Origin of the sequence: Pantoea graminicola (assembly GCF_048452665.1) — a bacterium.
Lineage (GTDB): Bacteria > Pseudomonadota > Gammaproteobacteria > Enterobacterales > Enterobacteriaceae > Pantoea.
The window spans coordinates 139,606-153,675 of record NZ_JBLWSJ010000009.1 but is presented as its reverse complement, the minus strand read 5'-3'; the positions used below and the strand labels follow the sequence as shown (position 1 = coordinate 153,675).

Below are 14,070 nucleotides of genomic sequence, written 5' to 3'. Positions count from 1 at the left end.
ACAGCACACCTGGCCATGGCCTGAGCGGATTAGCGGTTAAGCTTGTCATGAGACAATCAACCAGGAGTGAATATGGCTCAGCAAAAAGAGATTCTGATTATTGGTGCATCGCGCGGCATTGGTCTGGCCGTCGCCCGGGCGTTTGCCGATGAGGGCTGGCAGGTTACGGCCACGCACCGCAGCGGCATACCGGCGCAGGGCAACCACTCTGGCATCCGATGGCATGCGCTGGAGATGACCGACACGGCGGCGGTACAGCAGCTTGCCGGCCAGCTGCATAAAGGGACGTTTGCGGCGATGCTGATCAACGCCGGGATCAGCGGCCCTGCGCATCAGTCGCTGTTACAGAGTGACGATCAGGCGCTGGCACAGCTGTTCCTGACCAATACGATTGCACCGGTGCGCAGTGCAGAGATCCTGCTGCCGCTGTTGCAGCCGGAGGGCGTGCTGGCGATCACCTCCTCGCAGCTCGGCAGCCTGAACGAAAACCCCACGGCGCAGATGCCGATCTACGCGGCCAGCAAAGCCGCGCTGAATATGCTGAGCCGCACGCTGACAGGCGCGGTTGACGCGCAGCGCGGGACGCTGCTGACGCTGCATCCCGGCTGGGTAAAAACGGATATGGGCGGTGAGAGTGCGCCCCTGACCGCCGAAGAGAGCGCAGCGGGCATTGTTCAGCAGCTCGCCCACTGGCGGGGGCGCGGTGGCCATCACTATGTCGACTACGCTGGCCAGACGCTGCAATGGTAGGCTGACGCGGGGCGGTTACGCCCCGATATCACGCAGTGCTTTGCCCTTCATCAGATTGCGTTCGATGTGCTCCAGCGTCACATGCTTGGTCTCGGGCACCAGCATCAGCGTCAGCAGAATAAACACCAGGTTGAGCGCACCGTAGAACCAGAAAGTATTGGCGTTGCCCAGCTGGTCCAGCAGCGTCAGGAAGGTCGCGCCCACAATCATATTGCCGACCCAGTTGGTGGTCGTGGAGGCGGTGATACCGAAGTCACGCCCTTTCAGCGGCTGAATCTCTGAGCAGAGCAGCCAGATCACCGGCCCGGCCGCCATAGCGAAGCCCACAATAAACATCAGCAGCATCGCGACGGCAAAGTATTTGCGGAAATCTGTCTCCACGCCGACGTGCAGCAGCGTGCCCAGCGCCCCCATTCCGATCGCCATCACCAGGAAACTGGTGGTCAGCATCGGTTTACGTCCCCAGCGATCCACAAAGAAGATGGCAATCAGGGTCGCCAGCATGTTGACCAGCCCGACAACCACCGTGCCCCACATCTGCTCGCTGGTGCTGGAGAAACCGGCGATGTTAAAGATCTTCGGCGCGTAGTACATCACCACGTTCATGCCGGTAAACTGCTGCATCACCTGTAGCAGCATCCCCAGCCACACCGCGCGGCGGAAATTGGTGTTCGAGCGGAACAGTGACCAGCCGCGCTGCTTCACCTGCAGGCTCTCGCGGATCTCTTCCAGCTCTTCGCGCGCCTGCTCACTGCTGTTGCGAAGGCGATCCAGCACCCGCTGCGCCTCATTAAAGCGACCGTGGGCGGCCAGCCAGCGCGGGCTGTTCGGCAGAAACAGCACGCCGATAAACAGGATTACCGCCGGAATAGCGATAATACCCAGCATGGCGCGCCAGTTGCCGCTGTAGCTGAAGGCGGTATCAGAGAGATAGGCCACCACAATGCCGGTGGTCAGCATCAGCTGATACATCGAGATCATGGAGCCGCGAATCCGTTCCGGCGCGATCTCCGCCAGGTAGAGCGGGGCGGTATAAGAGGCGATTCCGACAGCCAGACCCAGCATCACGCGGGCGCAGACCAGCGAGGTGACATCGGGAGAGAAGGCCGACCACAGCGAACCGATGACAAACAGCGTCGCGCCCGCCAGCATACTTTTTTTACGGCCCAGCTTTGACGACATCCAGCCTGCAGCCAGCGCACCCAGCGCCGCACCAAACATCATCGCGCTGACCACCCACTCCTGCTGATGATTAGTGATCTGCAGATCCTTCGCCAGAAATGGCAGGGCACCGGCAATCACGCCGATATCCAGGCCAAACAGCAGGCCGGACAGCGCCGCCATAAAACAGACGAACCAGGTAAAGCGGTTCTGTTGATGTCCCGATCGTTTAGCTGCTCCCATGCGAGTCTCCCTGCGCCGATGTTATGTCAATATTGTTAACGTTATGTAAACATAGCTGATGCTGGTGTGGTGCCGATCACACTTTTACGCATCACCCTGCCTGGCAGAAGGGATGGCGAAAAGAAAACGCCAGAGATCAGCGGGATGGCCCAATGGCGGGAAAAGGGAAGTGGGGCACGATTACGCAAAACCAGGCAGGAAAGGGCGGCTTTTGCAACTCTCCGCCTGCGGCATTACACTGCCGCTTTTCTGCCATTGATTGAAGGTGCTTATGTCTGAACCTTTCCAGCGTCAGCCACTGCCTCTGCCAGGCGGTCATAACAAAGTCCTGCTGCACTCCTGCTGCGCGCCCTGTTCGGGCGAAGTCATGGAAGCGATGCTGGCCTCCGGCATTGATTACACGATCTATTTCTACAACCCGAATATTCATCCACTTAAAGAGTATGAACTGCGTAAAGAGGAGAACATCCGCTTTGCCGAAAAGTTTGGCGTGCCCTTTGTGGATGCTGACTACGACCGGGATAACTGGTTTGAGCGCGCGCGCGGACTGGAGTGGTCGCCGGAACGGGGCGAGCGCTGCACCATGTGCTTTGATATGCGCTTCGAGCGTACGGCACTCTATGCGCATGAGAACGGCTTCCCGGTCATGACCAGTTGCCTGGGGATTTCGCGCTGGAAAGATATGAAACAGATTAACAGCTGCGGTGTACGCGCCGCGGCGGCCTATCCGGACCTGCTTTACTGGGAGTTTAACTGGCGTAAAGGCGGCGGTTCGGCGCGCATGATTGAAATCAGCAAGCGCGAAAGTTTCTATCAGCAGGAGTATTGCGGCTGCGTCTATTCCCTGCGCGACACCAATCGTCATCGCGTCGCCCAGGGACGTGAGCGTATTCAGATTGGTGTGCAATATTATCAGCCTGATGAGTCCTGATTATCCGGCATCGTGAAACGCCGCGGCCTGCGCATGGCCGTGCGTGGCGGTCATCACCGGCCGCAGCGTAACGCTGCCGTCCGGTCCGCTGTCGTGTTGCCCGTAACAGCACTGCGCACAGGGGTTATCCGTATAGCCCGGCTGTTGCTTTGCCGCGTCGCTCAGCTGACGCTTCCGGCAGGCGCTGGGCGTGCAGCCCATGATCTGCCTGAATGAACGGGTAAAAGATTGCTGACTTTCGAAATGGTATTTCAGCGCCAGCGCGATGATCGGGGCGCGGCTGTTCTTTAAATCATTCACGCTGGCGTTGAGTTTTTTCTTGCGGATATAGCGCGCCAGCGTTTCATTGTGATAACGGGCAAAGAGCTTCTGTAAATACCATTTTGAGTAACCCGCTTTTTCTGCAATATCGTCCACGCTTAAACGCTGATCGAGATTGTGATTAATCCACTCGGTTATAGAAATAATTACGCTTTCGTTATGTTTATTGTCGGTCATAGAGCCTCCCTGTTTCAGGTCCGGCAATGATGAATTATTTATCTTAATGTGCTTATTCCTTGCGTAAAAGATTTTTCAGTATTTTAATATTTATTTCGAGAGATGCTCATTTGACCATCCTTTTTTAATAAAAAGGATGAGTTGTAATTGATGTGTTGATAATTATGAAGTAATGAAATAAAAATAATTCGCCGCGCCACATTATCAGAAAACACGTTTTCTCATTATCGCTATCGCACGTCGCATCAATAGATTTCTGACGGTGACATGCCAGGCTTAGGGTTCATCTTTCATCAGGAGAACCCCGGATGAGCCCGACATACGCGTTGAAAAAACCGCTTGCCGCTTTGCTCACCTTGCTGGCTTTATCTGCACCGGCCTCTGCCAGTGCCACGCCGGTGTATGGCGAACAGCTGGAAGGCTTTACCTATCCCTGGCCGCTGCACCATTTTGAGTTTCACTCCCAGCAGCAGTCGCTGAGCATGGGCTATATGGATGTCAGACCGGCGCAGCAGGCCAACGGCAAAACGGTGGTGCTGCTGCACGGCAAAAACTTCTGCGGCGCGACCTGGGAAGAGACGATTCGGGTGCTGAGTCAGCAGGGGTATCGTGTAATCGCGCCCGACCAGATTGGATTCTGCAGTTCCACCAAGCCCGATCGCTACCAGTACAGTTTCCAGCAGCTGGCCGACAATACCCATCAGCTGCTTGCCCGGCTGGGGGTGAAACAGGCGGTGATCATCGGTCACTCCACGGGCGGAATGCTGGCTACCCGCTATGCCCTGATGTATCCGGATCAGACGCAGAAGCTGGTGCTGGTTAACCCGATCGGGCTGGAGGACTGGAAGGCGAAGGGCGCACCGTGGCGCTCCGTCGATCAGTGGTATCAGCGCGAGCTCAGGCTCAGCGCTGCGGGCATCCGGAAATATGAGCAGCAGACTTACTATGCCGGACGCTGGAAACCGGAATACGATCGCTGGGTCGATATGCTGGCGGGCCTCAACGGGGGGCCAGGGCATCAGAAAGTTGCCTGGAACTCCGCCTTACTCTACGACATGATCTTCACGCAGCCCGTGTTCTATGAGCTGGGTGACCTGAAGGTGCCCACGACGCTGATGATCGGCACCGCCGATACCACCGCAATCGGCAGCGACATCGCCTCACCGGCGGTCAGAGCGCAACTGGGAAAATATGCGGTCCTGGGTAAAGCGGCGGCTCAACGCATTCCGGGCGCGCGGTTAATCGAATTTCCTGGCATGGGACACGCGCCACAGATGGAGGCGCCGGCGACATTTAACCAGACGCTGCTCGACGATCTGGCGCGCCCCTGAACCGCCGGGCCCGGCCTTATGCCGTGGCCCGCTTCTGCTTTTTGCTCCGGTACATCTGCTGATCGCTGTCGTGCAGCAACTGCTCCAGGGTTTGCGGATGGGCCGGATCAAACTCCACGACGCCGGAAGAGAATTGCAGCTGATAGCGCCGATTCAGGCTGACAGACTGCTGGCGCAGGTAGCGGGCAAACTGCGCTAACAGAGCTTCACTCTGCTGCTGGCATCGCCCGTTCAGCAGCACCACAAACTCATCACCGCCCAGACGGGCAAACAGATCGGAGTGCTTAAATACCACTTTCATCGCATCAGCAAAGTCCATCAGCGCGCGGTCGCCTTCGCAGTGGCCCAGGGTGTCATTGATCTGCTTGAACCTGTCGAGATCGAGAAAGGTCAGACAGGCAAGGCGGTTTTTCATCCGGCACTCATTCAGCACCATCTGTCCCAGCGTCATAAAACCGCGCCGGTTGGTAATCTGCGTCAGTTCATCGCAGGTGGCGGTCTGAAACGCGACCAGCTCCGCTTCAGCCATTGCCGCCAGGTCACGCATGGTGGCCAGATCCTCTTCGTTAAACTGACGCGGCTCACGACCGATGATGCAGAGCGTCCCCATCTTTGCACCGCCCGGCGCGCGCAGCGGACAGCCCGCATAAAAGCGGATGTGTGGCTCGCCGGTCACCAGCGGATTATCATGAAAGCGGACATCATTGTGCGTATCTTCAACGATCATGATCTCATCCTGCAGGATGGCGTGACCGCAGAAGGAGATGTTGCGTGGCGATCCTGCAGGTTCATAGCCCTGGGCGGATTTAAACCACTGATGGTCAGCTTCCAGCAGACTGACTAACGCGACAGGAACGTCAAACAGGCGGCGCGCCAGGCGGGTCAGACGATCGAAACGCTCTTCCGCTGGGGTGTTCATGATGTTCAGCGCACGCAACTGCGATAAACGTTGTGCCTCATCGGCAGGAATTCCAGGTGCTTTCATCACAGAGACCTTTTGTTTGAGCTGAAACCAGGTTCTGGTGTTTGCCTTACGGCGGAGAAGAAGAGCGCGGCATAGCGACCACGCTCTTTATGAGGAGGGGATCAGAGCACTTTTTGTTCTGCGAGATCAAGGGCGAAATAGCTGAAAATGAGGTCTGCACCGGCACGTTTGATCGCACCGAGGCTTTCCAGCACCACATTACGCTCATCAATGGCACCGGCCTGGGCCGCAAATTTAATCATCGCGTATTCGCCACTGACCTGATAAGCCGCCAGCGGCAGTTCGGTGCGCTCACGGATATCGCGCAGGATATCCAGATAGGCACCCGCCGGTTTCACCATCAGCGAATCGGCACCCTGTGTCGCGTCGATCAGGGATTCACGGATCGCTTCCCGGCGGTTCATCGGGTTCATCTGATAGGTTTTACGGTCGCCTTTCAGCGCGGTGCCAGCGGCTTCGCGGAACGGCCCGTAGAACGACGAGGCGAACTTGGTGGAGTAGGACATGATCGCCGTCCGGGTAAAGCCCGCCGCGTCGAGTGCCCGACGGATCGCTTCCACCTGACCATCCATCGCGGCTGACGGGGCGATAAAATCGGCACCGGCTGCGGCTGCGACGACTGCCTGTTTGCCCAGGTTAGCCAGGGTGGCGTCATTATCGACACCGTGATCGCACAGCACGCCGCAGTGGCCGTGGCTGGTGTATTCGCAGAAACAGGTGTCGGACATCACGATCATTTCCGGCACGGTCTCCTTGCAGATGCGGGACATGCGCGCCACCAGACCGTTTTCATTCCAGGCATCGCTGCCGGTGGCATCGGTATGGTGTGAAATACCAAAGGTCATCACCGAGCGGATGCCCGCTTTAGCGATGCGCTCGATTTCATACGCGAGACGCTTTTCCGGGATTCGCATCACGCCAGGCATCGCCTGAATCGGTTTGTAATCGTCGACTTCTTCTTCAACAAAGATAGGCAGAGCCAGATCGTTCAGGCTCAGTGAAGACTCCTGGAACAGTTCACGCATCGGGGCGCTGGCGCGCAATCTTCTTGGGCGCTGGATAAGGGAATAATCAGACATTTTCATTCTTACACAGGTGAAAAAAGTAACGACAGTTTACTCTCTTTGCCTGCGGGGCATGAAGGTTTGTGTGCGGTCGTGCGCGGGGAAAAGTGCTCTCCCGCCGGGCGGCGGGAGAGCAGAACGATTACTCGTTGATATCCGGGTGCTGCTGCACCAGGTTTTTACGTTTCGCTTCCAGACGGGCGATCTCTGCGTCGATATCTTCGATTTTGTTCTCAATGTTATCGTGATGCTCCTGCAGAATTTCGCGCGCTTCTTCCATGTCAGAGGCGGCCGGCGTTGCGCCTTTCAGCGGCTTGTTCGCCGTCTCTTTCATGAACAGACCGGTAATCAGACCAATCACGGCCACCACCATCAGATAGTAGGCGGGCATGTAGAGGTTGTCCGTGGTTTCAACCAGCCAGGCCGCCAGGGTTGGCGTCAGACCGGCAATCAGCACCGAAATGTTAAACGCACTGGCCAGCGCACTGTAGCGGATGTGCGTCGGGAACATCGCTGGCAGGGAAGAGGCCATCACACCGGTAAAGGCGTTGAGGATCACCGCCATCAGCAGCAGACCGCCAAAAATCATACCCAGCACGCCGCTGTTGATCATCATGAAGGCGGGAATCGAGAAGATCATCAGGGCGAGGCTGCCGATAATCACAAAGGGACGACGGCCAAAACGGTCACTCATCATGCCGATCATCGGCTGAACAAACAGCATACCGATCATGATGGCGATGATGATCATCACGCCGTGATCTTCGCTGTAGTGCAGGTTGTGAGACAGGTAGCTCGGCATGTACGTCAGCAGCATGTAGTAGGTGACGTTGGTGGCGATAACCAGACCGATACAGGAGAGCAGGCTGCGCCAGTGTTTGGTCGCAATCTCTTTAAACGACACCTTCGGGCCATCCTGCAGGCCTTCGCGGTCGCCCTGTTCCAGCTTATCCACATGCTGCTGGAAGGCCGGGGTCTCTTCCAGCGCATGGCGCAGGTAAAGACCGATAATCCCCAGCGGCAGCGCCACGAAGAACGGCAGACGCCAGCCCCACTCAAGGAAGTTGGCTTCGCCGATAATCGAGGAGATCAGTACCACCAGGCCCGCGCCCAGCACGAAGCCTGCGATGGAGCCAAAGTCGAGCCAGCTTCCCATAAAGCCGCGTTTACGGTCAGGCGAATACTCGGCGACAAAGATCGAGGCGCCGGTGTACTCACCACCCACCGAAAAGCCCTGCGCCATCTTGGCGAGCAGCAGCAGAATCGGTGCCCAGATGCCGATAGAGGCATAAGAAGGTATCAGGCCGATACAGAAGGTACTGACCGACATGATGATAATGGTGATAGAGAGAATTTTCTGGCGACCATATTTGTCGCCCAGCATACCGAAGAACAGACCACCCAGCGGACGGATCAGGAAGGGCACGGAGAAGGTGCCCAGTGCTGCGATCATCTGCACACCCGGTGACGCGTCGGGGAAGAAGACTTTACCCAGCGCATAGGCAACAAAGCCATAAACACCAAAGTCGAACCACTCCATCGCGTTACCCAGAGAGGCTGCGGTGATGGCTTTACGTAAACGGGCATCATCAATGATGGTGACATCATTGATCCCAATTGGTTTTACACGCTTCCTACGCAATTTCATAGAATTACCCTGTAATGGAACACGAAAGTTCTCAACGGCGCGAGCCGGGATGAAGCAGTCAGACCGCTGCGTTGAGAAATTTAAGCATAGCCGTAAATAAGCGCTATTCAGGCGTTCGCCGATACAATAATTACTGTTGTAATTATTCCGAACAGCGACAGAGTATACCGTTTTTGTGTGATATCTGTCATGTTTGAGCCATAACTGACCGTCAGGGGTGGGGATTTACGCTGTTTAGCGACGCCAGAAAATTATCACGCTGCGTGACGACTGCCGGTTTTTTCAGCGGGTAAACAGGAAAAATGAGCGTCAAATGATGAGCAATGCCGAAAATCGGCTGCCGGCACCGATTCAGATTAGCAGAAACAGCGGTTTCGGGGCCGGAACTGCGCTGAAAGCGGATGAAGGGGAGCCGCAGCGTTGGCGTTTCACTGCGGCTTAAGGCGGGATCAGGCGCTGGCGCTCTCCGGCTTCTGCAGATGGGGTTCCAGCTTAACCGGCTCTTCACCCTGGGCGGCCAGCCAGGCGACCAGCGCCTCGTTATCCATTGGACGGGCATAGTAGTAGCCCTGAATAAAGACGACGCCGCGCTGTTGCAGATAGCGAAACTGCAACGCACTCTCAACGCCTTCACCCAGCACCTCCAGTTCCAGCTGATGACTGAGCTGGATAATCGCGTCCAGCACCGGGGTGCGGCCCTCAAGGGATTCAATCGCGTTGATAAAGCCGCGATCGATCTTGAGATAATCCATCGTGAAGGTCTGCAGGTAGCTCAGCGAACAGTGGCCGGTGCCAAAGTCATCAATGGCGACCTTCATTCCGCAGCGCCGTAACCGGTCCAGCTTGCGGGCGACCTCCGCGCCATCTTTGATCAGGCTGCGTTCGGTCAGCTCCAGGGTAATCAGGAACTGTTTACTCTTTACCCGCTCGGCAAACTGCAGCATGTCGTCCACAAAGTCGGGATGCTGGAGATGATCGGCCGCCACGTTAATCGCCAGATGAAAGTGGGGCGCAACCTGCCACGTCTGCACATCCACGGCGACCAGATCGAGCAGATGGCGGGTCAGCGGCACAATCATCCCCTCCGCTTCGGCCGCACCGATAAAGATATCGGGCCGGATGCCATGACCATCGGGCGTGATCCAGCGCAGCAGCACTTCCGCGCCGCTGCAGCGTTGCCGCTGATTATCATAAACCGGCTGATAGTGCGCCCTGAACTGGTCGCTGGCGATGGCCCGTCGTATCTCATCGCGCCATGAAATCCGCCGTTGCAGCCAGTTCGACATCAGTATCATCAGCAGAATAGAGAAAATGGCCGCCATCGGCATGATGATAAACATCACCTGACGCCACGCGGCGATCAGCTCAGAGGGAGAGGCGATGAGCGTGACGGAGAGCGGATAGCGGCCGGAGCGGGTCTGATAAATCAGCGGCTCAAACCAGCGGGATGCCGTGATGTGTGCGCCAGACGCGATCGGTGCGCCGTCGCTGAAGGTCATGCTGAAACGATAATGGTGTGTGCTGCCGATCGCGCGCATAAAATCGATCAGATACTGCCCGTCGATCACGGCCCAGAATCCTTCACCGTCGGGCAGCTCGCGCATGAAAATCACGGCCGGCCGATCCGGCACGCCGGAGGTTCCGGCAATTGACAGGCTCCACCAGGCTTTGCCGGTGATCGGCCTGTCACGCATGATCATCTCTTTCAGCGGGGTAGGCTCTGAACCGTAGGCTGATGAGCAGGCGATCTCACCCCGCTCGATCTTGCCGACGGCGCGGAAATAGGGATTCAGTGAGCCGATGCGCTGTAACTGGCTTTCAATCTGGCTGCAGGGCTGATGCTGAAACTGGCGCAGCGTGGTGATCATATTCCAGGCGCTGTCGCTCATTCGTTCGGCCTGCGAGAGCAGCGTAGTTGCCGCGCTCACCTGCTGCTGGTGGACGGTGTGGCGCGCATCAAGCGCGGTAAAGAAAAGGCCAATAACCAGAGGAAGCAGGCCGGCAATAATAATCACCAGCCTGGCGTAATCACGTTTTCGTTTCAGTAGCGGCACCGCTAAATCCTCTGAGATTTTTTCGTATTGAGCGGAGGGGCTAATACGTGGTGCAGCATAGCATTTCTCCGGGCGGTGCAGATTAGCGTTTTTGCGATCGACAGAACTGACTCAGGTCAATTATCGACCAGACTTTGCATTTATTGACAGGTTGTTTTGGCTTCGTTGGCTTTCAGCGCAGATCCGCTGATAACGGGAGGAGAGACGGCGCGCCTGGCGGCCGCAGCCGGCAGCAGAACCCTGACCCGCTCGCGGGCCAGGGTTCTGCTGCTCAGTCGGCAAAATAGATCTGCGTCAGCGCCACTTCGACGCCACGCAGCTCAGCCAGCCCTTTCAGACGGCCGATGGCGGAGTAGCCAGGGTTCGTGCGTTTGTGCAGGTCATCCAGCATCTGGTGACCATGATCGGGACGCATCGGAATCGCTCTCAACTGGCCGCTCCGGCGACGGCGCTGCTCTTCCGCCAGAATCACTTTAATCACGCCGACCATATCGACGTCGCCCGCCAGATGCGCCGCCTCATGGAAACTGGCCGGATTTTCCTCGCGTTTCGTGGCGCGCAGGTGGACGAAGTTAATGCGGTCAGCATAGGTTTCCGCCATCTCAACCAGCGCGTTGTCGGCACGGACCCCATAGGAGCCGGTGCAGAAACAGAAGCCGTTATGCAGGCTGTCCACCGTCTCCTTCAGCCACTGCATATCTTCCTGGGTAGAGATAATGCGCGGCAGACCCAGGATAGGGCGCGGTGGATCGTCCGGGTGAACCGCCAGCCGGATACCCGTCTCTTCCGCAACCGGCACGATGGCGCGCAGGAAGGTCGCCATATGCTCACGCAGTTTTGCTTTATCAATGCCGTCATACTGCGCCAGCTGAACCTGAAACTGCTCCAGGGTGTACCCCTCTTCGGCACCCGGCAGACCGGCGATAATGTTGCGGACCAGGGTGTTTTTCTCCTCTTCACTCATGGCGGCGAAGCACTGAGCGGCGGCCTGCTGCTCGGCTGCGCTGTAATCCTGCTCTGCGCCGGGCCGCTTTAGCAGGTAAAGCTCAAAGGCGGCGAAGGCGTCGGCGTCAAAGCGCAGGGCTTTTGCGCCATCCGGCAGCGTCCAGGCGAGATCGGTGCGCGTCCAGTCCAGCACCGGCATGAAGTTGTAGCAGACGGTATCAATGCCGCAGGCGGCCAGATTGCGTATCGACTGCTGATAATTGGCGATATAGCGCAGGTAGTCACCTCGCTGCGTTTTGATTGCCTCATGAACCGGGATGCTCTCCACGACCGACCAGACCAGCCCTTTTTCCGCCAGCAGGGCCTGACGCGCTTTAATCTCCTCAACCGGCCAGACTTCGCCATTGGGGATATGGTGCAGCGCCGTCACGATACCGGTCGCGCCCGCCTGACGCGCATCATCCAGTGAAACCGGGTCGTTCGGGCCGTACCATCGCCATGTATGTTCCATCTTCACTCCTTACTGTGATGTGGCCCAGTGGTCAGGCCGCTGGACCAAGAGTATGATAGCGGGAAAAACAGGGCCGTGATCCGGATCGCAGCGTGACAAACTGCATCGGCCGCGACCGCTGTTAAGCGGAGTAAAAGGAGAAGGTAATGACCCTGGCTGTAATCAAAACTGAGCGTCTCTATCGCCAGATTGCCAACGCCATTATGGACGGTATCGCGCGTGGGGACTTCGTCGCGGGAGGACTGCTGCCGCCGGAACGTGAGCTGGCGAAGCAGCTGGGCGTCAGCCGCTCGTCAGTGCGTGAGGCGTTGATTGCGCTGGAGATGACTGGCTGGGTCGATATCCGCACCGGCACCGGCGTCTTTGTTGCACAGCCGCTGCCGCAGAGCGCGATGCCGCAGGAGAGTGAAGCCTGCAGTCTGCAGGATCTTCTGCAGGCGCGCGAAGCCTTTGAGGGGATGCTGGCAGGCCTGGCGGCACGGCACGGTACTGACGCGCAGCGGGCAGAACTGCTGGCACTGACCGCAGAACTGCAGCAGCACAATGAAAACGATGCGGCTTTTCTGGCACAGGATAAACGCTTTCATCTGCTGATCAGCGAGATGAGCGGTAACGATCTCCTGCGCGACATGCTGGAGCAATTATGGAACCGACGCCACAGCCCGCATGTGCAGCGGCTGGAACGCTATTTCGCTGATAACAGCGTTGCGCAGGAGATGAATGCTGACCATCAGCAGATTGCGCAGGCGATTGTGGCGGGTGATGAGGTGGCCGCCCGCCAGGCGATGGCGCGCCATCTGCAGCACGTTCAGCAGCGGCTACTTGGTTAATCCCCGCGCCCGCTTCGGTCTGCCGGTGCCCAGCATGATCGCCAGACGGCTGCCGCCCGGCGTGGTTTCCATCAGGATTTTAGTAATGCTGGTGAGCGGCACCGAGAGCAGCATGCCGACCGGGCCCAGCAGCCAGCCCCAGAACACCAGCGACAGGAACACCACCAGCGTCGACAGGCCAAGGCCGCGTCCCATCAGACGTGGTTCCAGCATGTTACCGAACACCATGTGGATCGCGGTAAACAGCGCCGCCACCATCGCCGCATCAAACAGGCTGTTCAGCAGCAGCGCCTGCAGGAAAGGGGGAATGCCGGCGATAATCGGGCCAATGTTGGGAATGAAGTTGAGGATAAAGGCCACGACCGCCCACAGCAGCGCAAACTTCACATCCAGCAGATAGAGCGTCAGCCAGACCGAAAGCCCGGTAATCAGACTTACCAGAGTTTTCAGCGCCAGATAGTGGGTAACCCCTTTCAGCGCCTTATGCAGCCCGGCGATGCGGATTTTCGGGTTCACCAGCGCGTTGCGCATCTTGTAAGGCAGGTGATGGACCTCAAACAGCATAAAGACCACGGTCAGCACCAGCAGCACGGTATTGGTCATCGCGCCGGAAAAGCCGCTCAGCGCCGCTCTGGCCAGGTTCATCATGGTATTCGGGTCGAAATGCTGAACCAGCGCATTGGTGGAGATATTGAGATGAAAGCCTGCCGCCAGATGCTGCAGCACCGTCATTTTCTGCTCCATAGTGGCGCGCAGCTGCGGATAGAGCTCGGAAAATTCGCTCATCGAGCTGGCAATGACCGCCCCCAGCAGGACGATCACACAGAAGATCACTGTGATTACCAGCCCGATCGCCAGTCCGCGACGGAAGCCACGGCGCATCAGCATCGTGACCAGCGGATTGAGGACGATGGCAAAGAACGCCGCCAGCAGAAGCGGGACCAGAATATCGGACGCAGCCCGGATACCGGCGAGGATGATGACCAGCATCGCCAGTTTAATCAGAATGTTTTGTCCGATCTTTTCCCGTTGCAGCTCGCTCATGCCCTCTCCCGTGACGTAAATTGGCTGTTACCAGTTTAGCTGAAAGAAAATTAACAATCTGATTTATCAGAGAAA

12 protein-coding genes are annotated in these 14,070 nt (G+C 57.5%); 4 read left to right on the top strand and 8 right to left on the bottom strand.

The features are described from left to right. Positions 1 to 72 precede the first annotated feature (72 nt). On the top strand, positions 73 to 750 hold the full coding sequence (locus tag ACNY69_RS18820) for an SDR family oxidoreductase (RefSeq protein ID WP_111139283.1): 678 nt from the start codon (positions 73 to 75) through the stop codon (positions 748 to 750). Between the two features lie 15 nt (positions 751 to 765). On the opposite strand, the gene ACNY69_RS18815 is transcribed toward ACNY69_RS18820, so the two are convergent. Continuing rightward, a complete protein-coding gene (locus ACNY69_RS18815) occupies positions 766 to 2,154 on the bottom strand; it encodes a sugar porter family MFS transporter (protein ID WP_418799516.1) in 1,389 nt (462 codons plus the stop codon). A gap of 271 nt (positions 2,155 to 2,425) precedes the next feature. Between ACNY69_RS18815 and ACNY69_RS18810 the strand changes: the two genes are divergently transcribed. Further along, positions 2,426 to 3,085 carry an epoxyqueuosine reductase QueH gene (locus tag ACNY69_RS18810; RefSeq protein ID WP_111139281.1) on the top strand — a complete coding sequence of 220 codons (660 nt, stop codon included), beginning with the start codon at positions 2,426 to 2,428 and terminating at the stop codon, positions 3,083 to 3,085. Here ACNY69_RS18810 and ACNY69_RS18805 read toward each other — a convergent pair whose 3' ends face one another. Further along, positions 3,086 to 3,583: a helix-turn-helix domain-containing protein gene (locus ACNY69_RS18805; RefSeq protein WP_418799513.1), complete on the bottom strand. Its 498-nt coding sequence runs from the start codon at positions 3,581 to 3,583 to the stop codon at positions 3,086 to 3,088. A 308-nt stretch (positions 3,584 to 3,891) separates the two neighbouring features. Here ACNY69_RS18805 and ACNY69_RS18800 point away from each other — a divergent pair, with 308 nt between their 5' ends. Next, on the top strand, positions 3,892 to 4,914 hold the full coding sequence (locus ACNY69_RS18800; RefSeq protein WP_418799510.1) for an alpha/beta fold hydrolase: 1,023 nt from the start codon (positions 3,892 to 3,894) through the stop codon (positions 4,912 to 4,914). A gap of 16 nt (positions 4,915 to 4,930) precedes the next feature. On the opposite strand, the gene ACNY69_RS18795 is transcribed toward ACNY69_RS18800, so the two are convergent. From ACNY69_RS18795 to uxuA, 5 genes are all read right to left on the bottom strand, one after another. After that, on the bottom strand, positions 4,931 to 5,899 hold the full coding sequence (locus ACNY69_RS18795) for a GGDEF domain-containing protein (protein ID WP_418799507.1): 969 nt from the start codon (positions 5,897 to 5,899) through the stop codon (positions 4,931 to 4,933). 101 nt (positions 5,900 to 6,000) lie between these two features. Then, on the bottom strand, positions 6,001 to 6,978 hold the full coding sequence (gene hemB, locus ACNY69_RS18790) for a porphobilinogen synthase (RefSeq protein ID WP_418799504.1): 978 nt from the start codon (positions 6,976 to 6,978) through the stop codon (positions 6,001 to 6,003). 127 nt (positions 6,979 to 7,105) lie between these two features. After that, the gene (gene proP, locus ACNY69_RS18785) at positions 7,106 to 8,611 is read right to left on the bottom strand and encodes a glycine betaine/L-proline transporter ProP (protein ID WP_111139276.1); all 1,506 of its coding nucleotides are present in this window, start codon (positions 8,609 to 8,611) and stop codon (positions 7,106 to 7,108) included. Positions 8,612 to 9,060: 449 nt separating this feature from the next. After that, the gene (locus ACNY69_RS18780; RefSeq protein ID WP_418799501.1) at positions 9,061 to 10,665 is read right to left on the bottom strand and encodes an EAL domain-containing protein; all 1,605 of its coding nucleotides are present in this window, start codon (positions 10,663 to 10,665) and stop codon (positions 9,061 to 9,063) included. Between the two features lie 271 nt (positions 10,666 to 10,936). Beyond that, positions 10,937 to 12,121: a mannonate dehydratase gene (uxuA, locus tag ACNY69_RS18775; RefSeq protein ID WP_111139274.1), complete on the bottom strand. Its 1,185-nt coding sequence runs from the start codon at positions 12,119 to 12,121 to the stop codon at positions 10,937 to 10,939. Between the two features lie 146 nt (positions 12,122 to 12,267). On the opposite strand from uxuA, the gene ACNY69_RS18770 reads away from it, so the two are divergent. After that, the gene (locus ACNY69_RS18770) at positions 12,268 to 12,951 is read left to right on the top strand and encodes a FadR/GntR family transcriptional regulator (protein WP_418799498.1); all 684 of its coding nucleotides are present in this window, start codon (positions 12,268 to 12,270) and stop codon (positions 12,949 to 12,951) included. On the opposite strand, the gene ACNY69_RS18765 is transcribed toward ACNY69_RS18770, so the two are convergent. After that, a complete protein-coding gene (locus ACNY69_RS18765; protein WP_111139272.1) occupies positions 12,940 to 13,995 on the bottom strand; it encodes an AI-2E family transporter in 1,056 nt (351 codons plus the stop codon). The two genes, ACNY69_RS18770 and ACNY69_RS18765, sit on opposite strands and share 12 nt — an antisense overlap. Between the last annotated feature and the right edge of the window lie 75 nt (positions 13,996 to 14,070).

Excerpts from the sequence above, each read along its gene's own strand:
- uxuA (WP_111139274.1), bottom strand. The coding sequence starts at position 12,121 with ATGGAACATACATGGCGATGGTACGGCCCGAACGACCCGGTTTCACTG.
- ACNY69_RS18770 (WP_418799498.1), top strand. The coding sequence starts at position 12,268 with ATGACCCTGGCTGTAATCAAAACTGAGCGTCTCTATCGCCAGATTGCC.
- ACNY69_RS18815 (WP_418799516.1), bottom strand. The coding sequence starts at position 2,154 with ATGGGAGCAGCTAAACGATCGGGACATCAACAGAACCGCTTTACCTGG.
- hemB (WP_418799504.1), bottom strand. The coding sequence starts at position 6,978 with ATGTCTGATTATTCCCTTATCCAGCGCCCAAGAAGATTGCGCGCCAGC.
- ACNY69_RS18805 (WP_418799513.1), bottom strand. The coding sequence starts at position 3,583 with ATGACCGACAATAAACATAACGAAAGCGTAATTATTTCTATAACCGAG.
- proP (WP_111139276.1), bottom strand. The coding sequence starts at position 8,611 with ATGAAATTGCGTAGGAAGCGTGTAAAACCAATTGGGATCAATGATGTC.
- ACNY69_RS18765 (WP_111139272.1), bottom strand. The coding sequence starts at position 13,995 with ATGAGCGAGCTGCAACGGGAAAAGATCGGACAAAACATTCTGATTAAA.
- ACNY69_RS18820 (WP_111139283.1), top strand. The coding sequence starts at position 73 with ATGGCTCAGCAAAAAGAGATTCTGATTATTGGTGCATCGCGCGGCATT.
- ACNY69_RS18795 (WP_418799507.1), bottom strand. The coding sequence starts at position 5,899 with ATGAAAGCACCTGGAATTCCTGCCGATGAGGCACAACGTTTATCGCAG.
- ACNY69_RS18810 (WP_111139281.1), top strand. The coding sequence starts at position 2,426 with ATGTCTGAACCTTTCCAGCGTCAGCCACTGCCTCTGCCAGGCGGTCAT.
- ACNY69_RS18800 (WP_418799510.1), top strand. The coding sequence starts at position 3,892 with ATGAGCCCGACATACGCGTTGAAAAAACCGCTTGCCGCTTTGCTCACC.